This window comes from Shewanella sp. MEBiC00475, from assembly GCF_005234075.1.
GTDB classification, from domain to species: domain Bacteria; phylum Pseudomonadota; class Gammaproteobacteria; order Enterobacterales; family Shewanellaceae; genus Shewanella; species Shewanella polaris.
The window spans coordinates 904,648-921,106 of record NZ_CP039928.1 but is presented as its reverse complement, the minus strand read 5'-3'; the positions used below and the strand labels follow the sequence as shown (position 1 = coordinate 921,106).

Sequence of the window (16,459 nt, the reverse complement as noted above, 5' to 3'; positions counted from 1 at the left end):
TATTAACAGCTTTAGCTTGCCCGAAGGGGAAAATACAGGACGTATTTTATAAAGGCTTCGAATAAAAAGTTTTATTCGTTAAGTGAACGCCGAAAATAATTGTCAGGAACAATCACTAACAGCTTTAGCTGGCTCGAAGAGAGAAGTACAGGATGTACTGAATCAGGGCGACGCCACGCGGATCGGTAGCGTGCCTGAATGAAATAGGGCGCTTCGCTTCTAGAACCCTAAAACCTAGAAGGACGTAGTCCGCCCTCTGGCGAGCCTGCGAGTTCCTAGAATCTATAACCTTCTTATAAAAAAATAATATTGGAGATACCTGGTGCTACATAAAACCAAAAATACATTAATAGCGGGCTTATCTGCCTTTATTATTTTAACCACACAAGTGCACGCAATTACCCCAACCCCGCAAATGATAGAGCAGTTTAAACAATTGCCTCAAGCAGAACAGGAAAGACTTGCGCGTCAGTATGGTATAGACCCTTCAATGTTATCAGGCAGTGCCAATAGCTCTGTTAACGTAACAAACCCGAATCTTGTTGAACCTCGTCAAAATCAATTAAATGAACAATCAGAAACAGTTAAAAAGAACGAATTTGATTTTAAAGAAGACAGCGATAAAGACGAACTAAAACGTTTCGGATACGAAATGTTCGAAGGTGAGCCTACTACGTTTGCTCCAGTAACCGACGTTCCTGTACCAAGTGATTATATGGTTGGCCCTGGAGATGTGATTAAAGTTCAGTTATATGGCAAAGAAAGCAACGAATACAGTTTAACCATTAATCGTGATGGCACTATCCAAATACCCGATTTAGGTCCTGTTTCGGTTGTAGGATTAAGTTTTTCTGACTTACGTCAAGAATTGACTAAGCGTATAAAGCAGCAAATGATTGGTATTGAATCAAATATCAGTATGGGCGAATTACGTTCTATACGCATTTTTATCGCTGGAGATGCTTATAAGCCAGGGTCATATACTGTTTCAAGTTTATCTACCATCACTCAAGCACTCTTCGTGGCTGGAGGCGTCAATGAAATCGGTAGTTTACGAAATGTGCAAGTTAAGCGTAAGGGTAAGTTAGTTGGCTCATTTGATCTATACGACTTATTACTTCGAGGTGACGCCTCTGGCGACATTAACCTTCGTTCAGGTGATGTAGTATTCATCCCCTCTATCGGTGGGTTAGTCAGTGTGGCGGGTGAAGTTAGACGCCCAGCTATTTATGAATTGAAAAAAAATGAAACCATTGCCAACGTTATCAACATGGCAGCAGGCCTTAAACAAGGTGCTTATCCAAAAAATAGCAGTATCGAACGCTATAATGATAACGGTTTAAAAACCATTGTTAATGTCGATTTGACCACTAAAAATGGTAATAACACGTTAGCAAAAGCTGGGGATTATATTCGGGTTAAAAGTGCATCAAATCAATATGAAGATGCAATTACCGTCCTTGGTGCAGTTGTACGCCCAGGGAAATATCAATGGAAGCAACAACGAATTAGCGATTTATTACCGTCTATTTGGGGTGATTTATTACTTTCCGCGGATTTAGATTATGGTTTGATTATTCGTGAAATTAATAATCACGGTGACATTGAAACGTTACAGTTTGCGCCGGGTGAAGCCATTACGTCACCAAGTTCAATCCAGAATTTAGCATTGCAACCTCGTGATAAGGTAGTGATATTTAATTATAATGACGATACACAAAATCGTTTTGAGTTGAATGCATTAGTTAAAAAACGTGTTAGCAAAGTTGAATCACTTAAAGGTGACTCACTACTGGATGCCGATCTTTTTAAAGCGGGATTTGAAACCTTAGATAATACCGTCACTAAAAAATATACTAACCAAATTGCTGGCGTAGCTCTAGCGGGTGCTGCATTGAATAAAGACCAATTAGCAGAAGAAACTTTAGTCGGTGATGAAGTTGCTAAGATGTTGTCTAATTTGTTTGAAGACCGCGACTTAATCAAACTCAGTTATGTTATGTCGCGAAAAGAATTACTGTACCCAATTGTTTCAAAATTAACTCAACAAGGTAGTGCACAACAAGGCATTAAAATTGTCGCCATTGCAGGTAAAGTTCGTCACCCAGGTATCTACCCATTAACGAATTTTGCAAAAGTTACTGATTTGCTCAAAGCGGCTGGTGGGCTTTTAGAAGGTGCTTATACAGAGCGCGCTGAACTAACTCGCACACATACTACATCTGCAATATCCGATATCATCCATAAGCAAATTAATCTCCATGCTGTTATTAATGGCAATGAACAAGATGATATTGAATTAGAAGGTCGCGATATGGTGACGATTCTTACTACGCCAGAATGGCAGGAAAGAAAAGTCATCGAAATTAAAGGTGAAGTTAAATTCCCTGGCACCTATAACATCAGACGTGGTGAAAAATTATCTGATGTTGTTGCCAGAGCGGGTGGCTTTACTGAATTCGCTTATCCTTCGGCAGCTGTTTTTGTACGTGAATCAGTACGAATGCAAGAAGAGCTAGAAATTAAAAAGTTAGCAGACCAACTACGCCGAGACCTTGCTACACGGGGAGTGTCTAAAGATGGTGCAACCATTAATTATACTGAAGCACAGTTGATGCTTGCTGATTTAGAAAATATCAAAGCGGTTGGACGATTAGTGGTGGATCTTAATGCAATCAAATTAGGTATTGCAGAGGCAGATCTTCAGCTTGAAGACAATGATGTGCTCTATGTACCCACTATTAAACAAACTGTAGCGGTAATGGGCGAAGTTCAACATCCTTCAACGCAACGATTTAAGCAAGGATTAACATTAGACGAGTATTTAATAATGTCTGGTGGCCCGAGAGAGCGTGGTGATGAAGATAGAATGTATGTCATTAAGGCCAATGGTTCTGTCATGATGCCAACAACAAATCTTTGGTTCAGTTCAGACGCTCAAATAACGGCCGGTGACACAATCGTTATCCCTCTCGACACAGAGTACAAAGATAACTTAACCCTTTGGTCGCAAGTTACTCAGATTATTTATAACTCTGCCGTAGCATTCGCAGCAATATCTGGCATTTAATGGATTTGTTTAGCTTAAGCAAATGCTTAAGCTAAACAACAAATATTAGTTAAATAATTTAGTTAGAATGAATAATAAGACAAAAAATGAATAATCAAATACAGCCAAATTATCCAGATGTACAGTTCCCTAATCAAGCTAATGATGACGAAATTGACCTTCGAGAGTTATTTTCGGTGATCTGGCAAGGCAAATGGTTAATTGTTTCAATCACGCTTATTTTCGCTGTCGCTTCTGTTGTGTTTGCGATTAATCAGCCAAATATCTATAAATCAGAAGCTCTGTTAGCGCCTGCTGATACAGAGCAAGGTGGTGGCGGTTTAGCGGCACTTGCTGGACAATTTGGTGGTTTAGCAAGCATGGCTGGCATCAACTTAGGTGGCGGTGGTGGTGTAGATAAAACACAAATGGCAATAGAGGTGATGAAGTCACGTAAATTTACCAGTGACTTTATCCAAAAGCATGATGTTTTGCCTGACTTAATGGCTGCCAAAAAATGGAACATGGCTGATAACACAATTATCTACGATGAAGAGTTATATAACCAAGTGGACCAAAAATGGCTTCGAATAGTCGATGCCCCGTTTAAACCAAAACCCTCAATGCAAGAAGCGTATAAAGAATTCAGTGAAATTATTGCCATTAACGCAGCAAAAGATACTGGCATGGTAACCGTTTCTGTTGAACATCTTTCTCCAGTAATCGCTCATCAATGGGTTAATTGGCTCGTTGCTGACATCAATAAAGAAATGAAAGACCGAGATGTTGCAGAAGCAACTCGCAGTACAAAATTTTTGAAATCTCAAATTCAACAAACAAATGTCGCTGACATACGCTCCATTTTATACAAACTCATCGAAGAGCAAGCTAAAACAATTATGTTTGCCGAAGTTCGCGATGAATACGTTTTTAAAACAATCGATCCAGCGTTCATTCCAGAAGAAAAATCAAAACCAAAGCGAGCATTAATCTGTGTATTAGGCACAATGCTCGGTGGCATATTCGGTGTCATGTTTGTATTAATTAGATTTTTTATTAAAAAATAAAATCAAATATTCTATTTTGTTAATGTATTTTTTGCATCTTACATTTGTATGCTTATCTAATACATAGTCTCAAAATAGGTAAAGCTCGTACTGAGTGTTATTAAGTGAACTAGAGCATTACTTTTAAAGTAATGCTTATATTTTATCGTGAGATTAATTTATATTTATAAATTGAATTCGGTTTTAAGTAGTAGCTGGTTTTTGCAATTTAGTTAAATGGATTTTTGAAGCATTTTAAATAAATTTGTTCATGAGAGATTAAATGTTCTATAAAAATGATAAGTTAAAAACGATCAAAGTTAATCGACGTTTTAAATCAAGAAGTGAAGCATTAAAACAAAAAATTATTTATGTATATTGTCCCAGTGGAATGGAAAATCATATTGGTAATATTATAGATGATTACTCCTTTGATATGGTAGTTAATGATTATTCAATTACAGATTTGAATAAAAAAGTGATTTGTCATTACAATGCTAATGACCTAACCTATGAACAACGTCAATATTTAGTTGTAGCCACAGAACTTGGCGCATGGGTAGAACCATTAGTCAGTTATATCGATTCAAGATTGGGCTATACCGAAGTCAATTTATTGCAAAGTAGTTATTTTTTACATCAAAAAGCATTTTCAATTCTATCGACAAAACGTACACAGGTAACAAAACGGCTAGTAGATATTTTTTCTGCATTATTGTTATCAGTTGTTGCTTTACCTATTGGAATATTAACCGCTTTAGCCATTAAACTAGAATCACCTGGAAAAGTATTTTACAAACAAAAACGTACTGGTCAATATAACGAAGAATTTGAAGTCATAAAATTTAGATCAATGCGAAGCGATGCTGAAAAATCCGGTGCTCAGTGGGCCAGTAAAAATGATACTCGCGTAACAAAGGTGGGGAATTTTATTCGTAAAACACGAATAGATGAGCTACCACAAATAATCAATATTTTTAAAGGTGAAATGTCAATCGTTGGGCCAAGGCCTGAACGTGAGATATTTATTGTACAACTTGAAACAAAAATCCCCTACTATCGCTTTAGACACGCTGTTAAACCCGGCGTAACAGGCCTTGCTCAAGTGTCTTATCCATATGGTGCCTCTGTTGAAGATGCAACTTGGAAACACAAATATGATATCTATTACATAAAACACCATAGCACTTACTTAGATATAAAAATTCTATTTAAAACAGTTAAAGTCGTTTTGTTTGGTATGGGTCGTTAAATGGAGCCTTTAGTCTCTATAATCATGCCTAGCTATAATTCTGCAAGAACGATAGCTCAGAGTATAGATTCCGTTTTAGCGCAAAGCTATAGTAACTGGGAGCTGCTAATAACAGATGATAAGTCCAACGATGATACAGTAAGTCTTATTAATCAATATGTTGCTAAAGATGCACGTATTCATTTATTTCAAAATACTGAAAATCTTGGTGCAGGAGGCTCTCGAAATCGATCGATTGAAGAAGCTAACGGTAAGTATATAGCCTTTTTAGACTCAGATGACTTATGGCTTGCCAACAAGTTAGCTGTGCAAATCAATTACATGCTCCAACATCAAATTACACTGTCATATGCCTGGTATCAAAAATTTAGTGATGAAGGAGATGGTGGTTGCGTCGAGTCTAAATTAACCGTAACTTACCAGCAATTATTATATGGCAATGTTATTGGATGCTTAACCGCAGTATACGATGCAGAAATTCTTGGTAAACGCTATATGCCTTTAATCAGAAAGCGTCAAGATATGGGGTTATGGCTAGATATTTTAAAAGACATCGATATGGCTCATGCCATTCCAAAAGTACTTGCAAAATATCGAGTTGATTCGGGTATGACACAGAATAAATTAATGGTTTTGAAATGGCAGTGGCTGTTTTACAGACAAGTTCTGAACTTCGGAATAATAAAAAGCACAGTATGCTTTTTTGTGTATGCTATAAAAGGATTTGTGAAATATTTCACTTAGTCTATTAGTGAATTATCATGTGCAATTTTTAATTGATGTTCGCGAAATAAATTGTTGAATATACCCTTAAACATATTTTGAGAGAATACTTTGTATTTAATAGTTTTAATTTTTTCTACATTTTATCTTTATCTTTTAGATAAAAATAAGTTTACTAATTATTTAGCATTTAATGTTGCAATATTTCCAATGTGTGTTGTTTTTTTCTTTGTACCAGCAATGCAATATGATGTTGGGACTGATTATTTTTCATATGTTGAAATGTATAAGTATGGTTATAACGTAGACCTATATTACAAAAAAGGCGAATTTGTTTTTCATTATCTGCTGGTTTTTTTGAGAAGTTTTTCTTTAGGTGAACAATCAATATTTGTTACAGTCTCAATTGTTAATACATTTTCTTTTAGTGCAATATTATATTTATTAAAAAAGAATGGTTTTAAAATATGGTTAGTGTTTTTTTTGTTTTTTTGTGTGACAGGGATTTATCATAATCAAATGAATGGTCTTCGTCAATATATTGCTATATATTTGTTGCCATTATCAATACTTCTTTTTTATTCACATAAATATATTTTAGCAGTTTCAACTTCTTTATTTGCGGTTTTTTCTCACTTTTCATATGCAATTACATTTATCATTTATTTTTTAAAGGTGTTATTGCCAAAACCTGTAGTTATATTGGCTTTATTTATATTGTCGTTTGTTTTTTATTTGTTTGTCCTACCTATGTTTCTGCCAATGGTTGTAGGTAAATTGTTTCCTGTATATATTCCATATTTTGAAAGTGTACACGCGGCACAGGCAAATTTTGTGTCTGTAGCAACTAAGGTTTACTATATTCCTATATATATTATGTTTTTCTATTATTATTTTAAAGATACCAAAAACAATATATTATATACATTTTCAGGAAAGTCGTTCGGTTTTTTTATATTGATATGGAGTGCGACTTTTTGGATTTTTCTATCTGCAATTAAGTTTGGGTTTTTAGGTAGGGTAAATCAATATTTTATTTTTTTCTATATATTCCCCATGTATTATGTCTTGCACAGGGAAATGTTGAAACATAAATTTTATAATGTTTTTTTTCTGATTTGCTATATTGCAATACCTTATGTTTTAAAGGTGACTGTATTTTCGACAGCAGAATACAATTATAAAAGCATATTTTTTAATTATTAATAGAGGACCATTTTTTGAATGTAAGTGTGATTGTACCTATTTATGGCGTAGATAAATATTTGGAAAAATTTCTTGATTGTTTGTTGTCTCAAAACATCCAAAGTGCAGAGTTTATACTAATCAATGACGCTTCCGAAGATAATTGTTCTATTATAATTGAGCGGTATTTACATGATAAAAGAATCGTTTATTTGAATAAAAAAGTTAATGAGGGACTTTATAAAGCAAGGCAGGATGGATATGATATTTCAACTGGTGATTATGTAATAAATGTTGACCCTGATGATATTTTGAGTCCTAATTTTTTAGATGATTTATATCAAATGGCAAAACAAAACTCTTTAGATATAGTTGTGTCAAACATTCTGTTAATTGATGATAATGGTAATGATATACATTCTAAAAAATCAAACTATCATAAAGAAAATATCATTTTTGACGACAAAAATATTGCTGAAATTCTAGGTCTGCCTTATGCAACATGGTGTCGAATGTTCAAAAGAGAGCTTATAGATAAGTTCGGTTATAAGTATCGACAGGGAGAACTCTTCCTGTCTTCATTTCATTTTGTGAAAAATGTAAAAAGTGGTTTGAACTCAAAGGCTACCTATTACTATAGACAACGTACAGATTCTATGTCAGCAGTAAATAATTCATCAAAAAGGTTGAGTAACAGTATTAGTGAAGAGAGTTTGTTAACTACTTTAGAAAATGATTTAGCTTTTGAAGCGTTCATTGCTGACAAGGATGCTTTTAAACTTTACAAGTTTATTAACGTTGCAAAGTTAATCTTTGTATCCTGCATCAGTAATGGTGATTTAACTACTTATAAAAAACATATTTCAATAATAAAAAAAGGATATTCGATAAATAAGGTTAACCTTTTTTGTAAGATTAAGTATTTAAATTTCGAAACTAAAATTTTCACAGGTTTGATTATTTGCGGCCTTTCTAGTCTTTTTCTGGCAATAAGATATAGGATGTCAAAATGAAAGTGTGTATTGTTGCACCTGTACATGATTGGGATGACGTTAGAGTCTTTAAAAAACAAGCAATAAGTATTTCTGAGTTCGGGCATGCCGTAACTTTAATTGCGAATAAACCATCTGATATACAAGAGTATGTGCAAGGTATTAAAATTATTCGTTCGTTAAATGTTAGTAATTTCAGAGTGTTTAGGTTTTTATTACTTCCACTTGTTGCATGTCAGGCTATTATTCAGAATGCAGATGTTTATCATCTGCACAATCCAGATACTATACCAATTGCAATTATTTTAAAGCTATTAGGTAAATATGTAATTTATGATACCCATGAAGATTTCTCTAAAAGAATACTTGCGCGAGATTGGGTGCCTAGTTACTTAAGACCTATGTTAGCTAAATTTGTTTCTAAGTTAGAAAGTATTATTGGAAGTTTAGCAAACATATCTATTGGTACACAAGAAAGTGTTGTCTCAAGGTTGGGCGATAAAGCTGTCTTGATTGGAAATGCTCCTAGAGTGAGTGAAGATCTTATCAGTAAAGTAGAGGCTATTGAGATAGAAAAATCAAGTATTGAATGTACCAGATTGATATATGTGGGTAGTATCAGTGAAAATCGTGGAGTATTTTATATGATTGATGCATTGAATATTCTCAACAAATCCAAACCTTTTCGGCTATGGCTAATTGGACCTATTAGTGGAAAGTTGCTTAACATAATATCTAAAAGAAGCGGGTGGGAATATGTTGATTACCATCCAAAAATGGAACAGGAAACTGCATTTTCTTATATAAACAACTCTGACATTGGATTAATTTATATTAAGGATGTTGGTGACCATAAAAACTCAGATCCGAATAAGATATATGAATATATGACATTTGGTGTTCCTTTTATCGCTTCAAAATTCGATTCGTGGGTAGATAAACTTGAGTGTTTAGAGGCTGGATGGTTTATTGAAAATGATAATGTTCAACTGTTTGCTAAAACTATTATTAACTACTCTGCCAATGCCTCTGAATTAGAACGTAGAGGGGCAAATGGGAGGCGTTATGTCAGCAAATATAATTGGAATCAAGAAGTAAAGAAACTTCATGATATTTACAATAATTTATATTGAGGTTTAAGTGATTATTTCAGCGTTTAAAATTTTATCTACTTACATTGGAACCGTCTCTGGTTATATTGTCAAATCCATCGTATTTAAGCTAACTTTTCAGCCATACATAAGAGTGAACTATTTTAAAGGTAAGCCCAATTGGGGGGATGACCTTAATGAGTACTTAATCGAAAAGGTTTCAGGTCATAAAGTGGTTAGATACCCATTCAATAATAAAGACCACGTTTTAGGTATTGGAAGTATAATTGCTAGGTCAAAAACAAATAGTCATGTTTGGGGAGCTGGATTTATTAGTGAAAAGCAAGTAATGAAAGTAAACCCCAAGAATATTTATATTGTTCGAGGCCCATTGACTGCAGCAAAATTACATTTGGAAAATGTTGAATTTGGTGATCCTGGTTTATGTATCCGCAGGTACTATTTACCGAAAAATGTTAAGAAAAAGTATAAGCTTGGTATTGTTCCACATCACATTGATAAAAATAATAAACATGTCAAAAGATTAGCGAATGTTCAAGGTGTCAAGATAATCGATATACAAGATGATATAGAACCCTTTATAGATGATTTACTTACTTGCGAATACATCTTATCTTCCTCATTGCATGGGCTAATTGCCGCCGATTCGTATAGTATACCCAATTGTCATTTGAAATTTTCCGACGGTTTAATTGGTGGCGATTTTAAATTTAGAGATTATTATCTCGGAATAGGTGTTCAGCAATACAATTACTTGGAAGTAAATGATATTGAAAATCTTAATTTTAACATCGATTTATTATCCGAAAAGTGTATGGTAAATACCATATCTGACAAAAAAATAGACCGATTAATCAGTCTGTTCCCTCGGCTATAAATTTATGAGATTTTATTTTGGATAACTTTAATAAATGCAAGGGTAAAGCAAAAGATAGCAGACTGCTAAAAAATAGTATCATTGCATTTGTGATCAAAATTTTTTCTTCTATTATAGGCTTCGCTACTACAATAATCATTGCTAAAAGTTTTTCGGCTGTTGAATCTGGTTTTTATTTTGTCTCAATATCTATTATTTCTGTTTGTTTAGCTTTTTCTTCACTAGGACTAAATGATCTTGTTCTTAAGTTGATTGCAAATTTTTATAAAAATGATGAGCTTGAAAAGGCTAACGGTATATTTTACAAGAGTTCAGTTTGGGTATTAATTGCATCTTTAATTTTTACCTTAATACTGTATTTTTGTTCAAACTCTATTGCTTCTAAGATGTTTCACGATGAAACCTTGACCCCAACCTTGAAAGTTTTTTCTTTTGCTATACCCTTCATGGCTTTGTTAATTATTCAAAGCAATGCAATCCAAGGTTTAGGACGGGTTTGGCAATCAATGTGTCTCACTGGCCCAATTCAAAACATTTTTATAATTTTATGCTTAACTGTGTTCGGGGTTACAACATCGATTGGCGGCGCAATGGCCTATATAGCTGGTGCAATAGTTTCTTTTTTATTTGGTTTATTTGTATGGAGAAAACATCTAGGTGTAAGTCAACATATTAACCATGGAAACGATATCTTTCTTGTAAGTTGTTTTCCAATGCTAGCCGTTCAAGTTCTGATACAGGTTAATACACATGCAAGTTCCTTTCTTTTGGGCTTGTTTGGTTCAATAAATGAAGTAGGCTACTTTGCCGTAGGATTACGAGTTGCTACTCTTGTTGGTTTTGTATTATTGGCTGTTAATCGTGTGGTTGCGCCTCAATTTGCACAAATGTTCAATGTTAATAAGATAGATGAGCTTCAACGACTGGTCAGTAAAGCATCTCGGTTAATGATCGTTAGTTGTTTGCCTGGTGTGTGTCTAATGTTCTTCTTTCCTGTTTTTATTATGAGTTTGTTTGGAGAAGAATTTAAAGCGTTTAGTAATGTGCTCAGAATTTTAGCGTTTGGACAATTTGTTAATGTTTTAACTGGGAATGTAGGATTACTGTTATCAATGACTGGTCATGAAAAAATACAGCGAAATTGTATGTTCTTTACCGTAATTGGATCCCTCATTTTGGGGGTGTTACTAATACCTAGTTATAATGCCATAGGTGCTGCGATTATGGTTAGTTTCGGCGTGATAACTAATAATTTATTTGCTTGGTATTTTGTCTACAAAAAAGTTGGGGTAAATACGTTAAAGTTATTTTAATGACTTAATTGTTGTCCATCATTGTATTTAGTTTTATCTTGACCTACATACAATTCGATGTTGGTTTTTTATATAGGAACTTGTTACACCCTAGGTTTTCGTTTAAACATGAGGGTTGATTTTGCGTTGTGTTGACGGGGTACCGATTCTTTTTTGTATATTCCATTTGATACGAACATGAACTTATATAGTTTTTTGGTGGTGTTTTTTTTAACATTTCTTATCATCCGTAATCTTTAATTTTTTTGAAGGTCTTGAAATGAAAATTGCAATTGCAGGAACTGGCTACGTAGGTTTATCTAATGCAGTATTACTTGCACAACATAATACAGTTGTTGCTGTAGATATACTACCTCATAAAATTGAACTGATTAATAATAAATTATCACCTATTTCGGATCTAGAAATAGAGGATTATTTAAAAAATCAAGTGTTGAGTTTAACTGCCACATTAGATAAGAATCTAGCTTATAAAAATGCTGACTATGTCATTATTGCAACACCTACAGATTATGACCCCAATACTAACTATTTTAATACGCAATCTGTTGAAGCTGTCATTAGTGACGTATTAGCCGTCAATCCTAATGCCGTTATGGTGATTAAGTCTACTGTGCCAGTTGGGTTCACCAAAAGTGTAAAAGAAAAATTTGCTACTGATAATATTATTTTTTCGCCTGAATTTTTGCGAGAAGGCAAAGCACTGTATGATAATTTACATCCTTCGCGGATTATTGTCGGTGAATGCAGCGAACGCGCAAAAGTGTTTGCCAACTTGTTGGTCCAAGGCGCAATAAAACAAGATATTGAAGTGTTATTTACCGATTCAACCGAAGCTGAAGCGGTTAAGTTATTTTCAAATACTTACCTTGCCCTTCGTGTTGCTTATTTTAATGAGCTTGATACCTATGCGGAGTCTTTAGGCCTAGATGCTAGGCAGATTATCCAAGGCGTTAGCTTAGATCCTAGAATAGGTAATCACTATAACAATCCTTCATTTGGTTATGGTGGTTATTGTTTACCTAAAGATACTAAGCAGTTACGTGCAAACTATGCAAACGTACCAAACAGTATAATTGGTGCCATTGTTGATGCTAATTCTACGCGTAAAGACTTTATTGCTGATTCAATATTAAAGCGTAATCCTACACGTGTTGGCATATACCGACTGATTATGAAGGCCGGTTCTGATAATTTTAGAGCATCTAGCATTCAAGGCATTATGAAGCGAATTAAGGCCAAAGGTGTTGAAGTGGTTGTCTACGAACCCGTATTAGAAGATGACGACTTTTTCCATTCAAAAGTAATCAAAGATCTTGATCAGTTTAAAGCTATCTGTGATGTGATTGTGTCTAACCGCATGGTTGATGATATTAAAGACGTTGCTGATAAAGTGTATACCCGTGACCTATTTGGCTCAGATTAAGTATTTTGGGATAAATTATGAAATATTTGGTTACAGGTGCCGCTGGGTTTATTGGTAGCGCAGTAGTACAAAAACTCACTGGCGCAGGTCATCAGGTTGTTGCTATCGATAATATTAGTGATTACTATGATGTGAGTCCAAAACATGCTCGTTTAAGGCAAATTGAGCATGACAATTTTAAATTACAAATACTTTGATATTAGCGATCGCGAAGCGGTGAAAAGCCTATTCGCTCAAGAGCATTTTGAACGGGTGATTTATTTAGCGGCACAACCTGGGGTGCGTTATTCAATCGAAAATCCTCATGCACATGCCGACTCTAATTTGGTGGGCCATCTTAATATTTTAGAAGGTTGTCGTAACACTAAGGTTAAGCACCTTGTTTATGCGTCATCTAGTTCTGTATATGGACTAAATGCTAAAACACCATTTTCGACTAGCGATAGTGTTGATCATCCAGTGTCTTTGTATGCGGCAACGAAAAAGTCAAACGAGTTGATGGCACATAGCTATTCTCATCTTTATGATATTCCAACTACTGGTTTACGCTTTTTCACTGTTTACGGCAGTTGGGGAAGGCCTGATATGGCACCTTATATTTTCACCCAAAAGATTTTAAATGGTGAAACTATTGATATTAATAATAATGGTGAGATGTGGCGCGACTTCACTCATGTTGATGACATAGTTGAAGGTGTCGTCCGTGTTGCAGATGTTATACCAACAATAAACAAAGCTTGGACTGTTGAAAGCGGTTCACCGGCTTCTAGTTCAGCACCGTATGCCATTTATAACATAGGTCATGGCTCACCTATAAACCTTATGGCGTTTGTTAAAGCAATAGAAGATGAACTTGGTATTGAAGCCAAGAAAAACTTCCGAGAAATGCCACCAGGTGATGTTTACCAAACATTTGCAGATGTTGAAGATTTATTTGCTGCAACAGGCTATAAGCCGAAAGTTGGTGTAAAAGAGGGTGTCGCTGAGTTTGTTAAATGGTTTAAAGAATTTTACCATATTAATTAAACAGGTTTTGATATCACAGTCGTTATTCTCGCTGCCAAACTTGTCACTTGTATGTTACCTACTACAAAAGCCATACCTAAAGTGATGGTGCTTCAGTTGAATATACTGCGAGTAAAATACCGAAAAATTATCTTAGCTCGATGATGGCGCGCTACAAGTGACATTTGTTAGCCAGATTATGGGTTATCCAAATCTTGTTAGTTAACATTAATCCAGTTAATAGACGCTATTGATATGTTGTTTGAGCAATGTGCGGTATCAACGGTTAACATTATCGGGGGGAGCAGCGCCATTGTGTTGGCAAGTTAAGCTTCATTAATTTTTTGTTGAATGTGATGCGTCACTCGTTTAAGTGCTGACGTCAATAATGCCTCCAGAAGACCCTTCTTGAATAAAAAACCAACTCCTATGTAGTTGGTTTTTTTATTTTAAGACATCATCTGTTATTTTTCCTCTGGGAAAGTAAAGAGAGTGTTGCTAAAGTTGACAACCTAGAAGCTATACGAGCGTATAGAATTTATGCTAAATAGGTATCGTGAGTAAGATAATGTCTTATAACCTTGTAAGATATTGTCGATTTTGCATATAGTTGATGTTTTAGTTAGAATCATTGGTTATTGAAATTAAAGCTTTTTTTTTGGTTTTAAAAATATCAATGAGTTTAAAGTGTTTGAAAAACATGCAATTGTTTTTGTCGCTCGTTTTATAAACAGATAAATGCACCGTTTTTAGTTACAATAATCACATATTTATACAATTACATACTAACAGGGCAATTTGGAAGCCGTAATCCATGGGCGGTAGCGTGTCTTAAAAAAAGCAACCGCGGGATTAATGATGTTGATAAATACTAAAAGATAACAAACTGAACATGTATTAAATGATCTAACAATCAAGTTGTTGATATAATACACTTTACCATTCTTTTGATGCCGTTATTTTATCGTGTAGATAAATATCTTAAGGGATAGCTAATGGGTTTTTGGTTACCAGTTATAGTTACATTTTTAATATCATTTTTAATGTTAAAGCTAGTGATACCCTTGGCGGTAAAATCTGGTTTAGTAGACTACCCTTGCGAACGTAAAATACATAATGGCCATATACCACTAGTTGGAGGTATAGCCATTTATTTATCTGTCATGTTGGCATCCATGTTGTTTATTGATCACAGTCAAAACCTCAACATCTATCTTGTTGCTGCGGTGTTAGTTTTATTTCTTGGCGCGTTAGATGATAGATACCAACTATCCGTTAGAGTTCGCCTAGTGTCCCAAGTTATTGTTGCATCTTTAATGATTTTCGGAACAGAAACGTACCTTCACAGCTTTGGTTTTATTTTTGGCGTGTTTGAATTTAAGCTTGGTATTGCAGGAACCCTTGTCAGTGTTGTTGCCATTATTGCAGGTATCAATGCAATTAATATGATGGATGGCATCGATGGCTTAGCGGGTGCGTTAAGTTTGATAGCTTTTGGTGCGTTGGCGTTTCTATTGAGCCGATGTACTAATGATTGGTTCTTATTACCCATATTGTTTATTGCAGCTTTACTTGCATACCTAATGTTTAATCTAAATCTGCATCATTCGTTTGACAAAGTATTCATGGGTGATTCAGGTAACATGTTCATTGGCTTAACCATTATTTGGTTGATGATAGTGGGGGTAGACCTTGATTCACCAGCATTTAGACCTGTTACTGCATTGTATATAATCGCGATACCGTTAATTGATATGGTTGCAGTGATGATACGAAGAATAAGAGCGGGTGGCTCAGCATTTACCGCAGACAGGCAACACTTACACCATTTGTTTGAAGCCGCGGGCTATAGCCGTAAATTCGCCTTGTTGGTTATTTCTTCTGTTGCTTGTTTCATTGCATTTATTGGTTGTGTCGCAGAAATATACCTAATTCCAGAGTGGATTATGTTTACATTTTTTATCTCCTTATTTATTTGTTATGCAATATTTTCTCAGCATGTGTGGAATTCTGTAAACACAACTAGCAAATAACCCAACAACAAATTGCTTAATTTAGCAAAATCATTAGATTACAAAAATATGAAAAAACGTTATTTTATCTCATTAGCCGCACCAATTTTATTCCTATTAGGCTGCACTTCATCCCCTCCTGTTATTGAAGCATCAGTTCCATTGATTCAACAACCCGTTAAATCAAGTGGGCAAAATGCGATTCCATCCCAGCTCAACACTATAATGGCAGAACAACCACAGGGTTATTCTGGGGTGTACAATGACGTTCAATTTACCTTAGGTAAGCGATATTTTTCAGCCTTAGGTAAGCAATGCCGACTTATTTATCTAATCGCCGCTTCTACCGATAGCGTTAAGCAACAACGTGTCGTCTGCAAAGAAACTCAAGATAGCCAATGGTCAATTACCCCTCAAGTGATCGATAGTAAAAACAGCCAAATTGGTTTTGGAGCTTAATCGAACAA

General features: G+C 34.9%; 12 protein-coding genes and 1 pseudogene. All 13 read left to right on the top strand.

Features of this window, described 5'->3' with window-relative positions; genetic code table 11:
• The first annotated feature begins 322 nt into the window (after positions 1-322).
• The 13 genes and pseudogenes from FCN25_RS03930 to FCN25_RS03870 all read left to right on the top strand — a co-directional run bounded on the left by FCN25_RS03930 (position 323) and on the right by FCN25_RS03870 (position 16,451).
• Positions 323-3,070: an SLBB domain-containing protein gene (locus FCN25_RS03930; protein ID WP_137222147.1), complete on the top strand. Its 2,748-nt coding sequence runs from the start codon at positions 323-325 to the stop codon at positions 3,068-3,070.
• A gap of 86 nt (positions 3,071-3,156) precedes the next feature.
• The gene (locus FCN25_RS03925) at positions 3,157-4,116 is read left to right on the top strand and encodes a Wzz/FepE/Etk N-terminal domain-containing protein (RefSeq protein ID WP_137222145.1); all 960 of its coding nucleotides are present in this window, start codon (positions 3,157-3,159) and stop codon (positions 4,114-4,116) included.
• Between the two features lie 262 nt (positions 4,117-4,378).
• Positions 4,379-5,347 carry an exopolysaccharide biosynthesis polyprenyl glycosylphosphotransferase gene (locus FCN25_RS03920; protein WP_137222143.1) on the top strand — a complete coding sequence of 323 codons (969 nt, stop codon included), beginning with the start codon at positions 4,379-4,381 and terminating at the stop codon, positions 5,345-5,347.
• Positions 5,348-6,091 carry a glycosyltransferase family 2 protein gene (locus FCN25_RS03915; RefSeq protein WP_137222141.1) on the top strand — a complete coding sequence of 248 codons (744 nt, stop codon included), beginning with the start codon at positions 5,348-5,350 and terminating at the stop codon, positions 6,089-6,091.
• 90 nt (positions 6,092-6,181) lie between these two features.
• Entirely contained in the window at positions 6,182-7,276 is a 1,095-nt protein-coding gene (locus tag FCN25_RS03910) for an EpsG family protein (protein ID WP_137222139.1), read from the top strand.
• Positions 7,277-7,290: 14 nt separating this feature from the next.
• Entirely contained in the window at positions 7,291-8,268 is a 978-nt protein-coding gene (locus tag FCN25_RS03905) for a glycosyltransferase family 2 protein (RefSeq protein ID WP_175405822.1), read from the top strand.
• Positions 8,265-9,380 (top strand): glycosyltransferase, encoded by a 1,116-nt coding sequence (locus tag FCN25_RS03900; RefSeq protein WP_137222135.1) that lies wholly within the window; start codon positions 8,265-8,267, stop codon positions 9,378-9,380. The genes FCN25_RS03905 and FCN25_RS03900 overlap by 4 nt, the downstream gene beginning before the upstream one ends.
• A gap of 7 nt (positions 9,381-9,387) precedes the next feature.
• Positions 9,388-10,236: a polysaccharide pyruvyl transferase family protein gene (locus FCN25_RS03895; RefSeq protein WP_137222133.1), complete on the top strand. Its 849-nt coding sequence runs from the start codon at positions 9,388-9,390 to the stop codon at positions 10,234-10,236.
• 17 nt (positions 10,237-10,253) lie between these two features.
• Positions 10,254-11,549 carry a flippase gene (locus tag FCN25_RS03890; protein ID WP_175405821.1) on the top strand — a complete coding sequence of 432 codons (1,296 nt, stop codon included), beginning with the start codon at positions 10,254-10,256 and terminating at the stop codon, positions 11,547-11,549.
• 259 nt (positions 11,550-11,808) lie between these two features.
• Positions 11,809-12,975 carry a nucleotide sugar dehydrogenase gene (locus tag FCN25_RS03885; protein ID WP_137222129.1) on the top strand — a complete coding sequence of 389 codons (1,167 nt, stop codon included), beginning with the start codon at positions 11,809-11,811 and terminating at the stop codon, positions 12,973-12,975.
• Positions 12,976-12,992: 17 nt separating this feature from the next.
• Positions 12,993-14,001: pseudogene (locus FCN25_RS03880) on the top strand (NAD-dependent epimerase/dehydratase family protein).
• A 974-nt stretch (positions 14,002-14,975) separates the two neighbouring features.
• The gene (gene wecA, locus FCN25_RS03875; protein WP_137222127.1) at positions 14,976-16,013 is read left to right on the top strand and encodes a UDP-N-acetylglucosamine--undecaprenyl-phosphate N-acetylglucosaminephosphotransferase; all 1,038 of its coding nucleotides are present in this window, start codon (positions 14,976-14,978) and stop codon (positions 16,011-16,013) included.
• 48 nt (positions 16,014-16,061) lie between these two features.
• Positions 16,062-16,451, top strand: a complete 390-nt coding sequence (locus FCN25_RS03870) for a hypothetical protein (RefSeq protein WP_137222125.1) — start codon at positions 16,062-16,064, stop codon at positions 16,449-16,451.
• The last annotated feature ends 8 nt before the right edge of the window (positions 16,452-16,459 follow it).

Coding starts and splice junctions, on each gene's coding strand:
- FCN25_RS03925 (WP_137222145.1), top strand. CDS start 3,157: ATGAATAATCAAATACAGCCAAATTATCCAGATGTACAGTTCCCTAAT.
- FCN25_RS03920 (WP_137222143.1), top strand. CDS start 4,379: ATGTTCTATAAAAATGATAAGTTAAAAACGATCAAAGTTAATCGACGT.
- FCN25_RS03915 (WP_137222141.1), top strand. CDS start 5,348: ATGGAGCCTTTAGTCTCTATAATCATGCCTAGCTATAATTCTGCAAGA.
- FCN25_RS03900 (WP_137222135.1), top strand. CDS start 8,265: ATGAAAGTGTGTATTGTTGCACCTGTACATGATTGGGATGACGTTAGA.
- FCN25_RS03885 (WP_137222129.1), top strand. CDS start 11,809: ATGAAAATTGCAATTGCAGGAACTGGCTACGTAGGTTTATCTAATGCA.
- wecA (WP_137222127.1), top strand. CDS start 14,976: ATGGGTTTTTGGTTACCAGTTATAGTTACATTTTTAATATCATTTTTA.
- FCN25_RS03870 (WP_137222125.1), top strand. CDS start 16,062: ATGAAAAAACGTTATTTTATCTCATTAGCCGCACCAATTTTATTCCTA.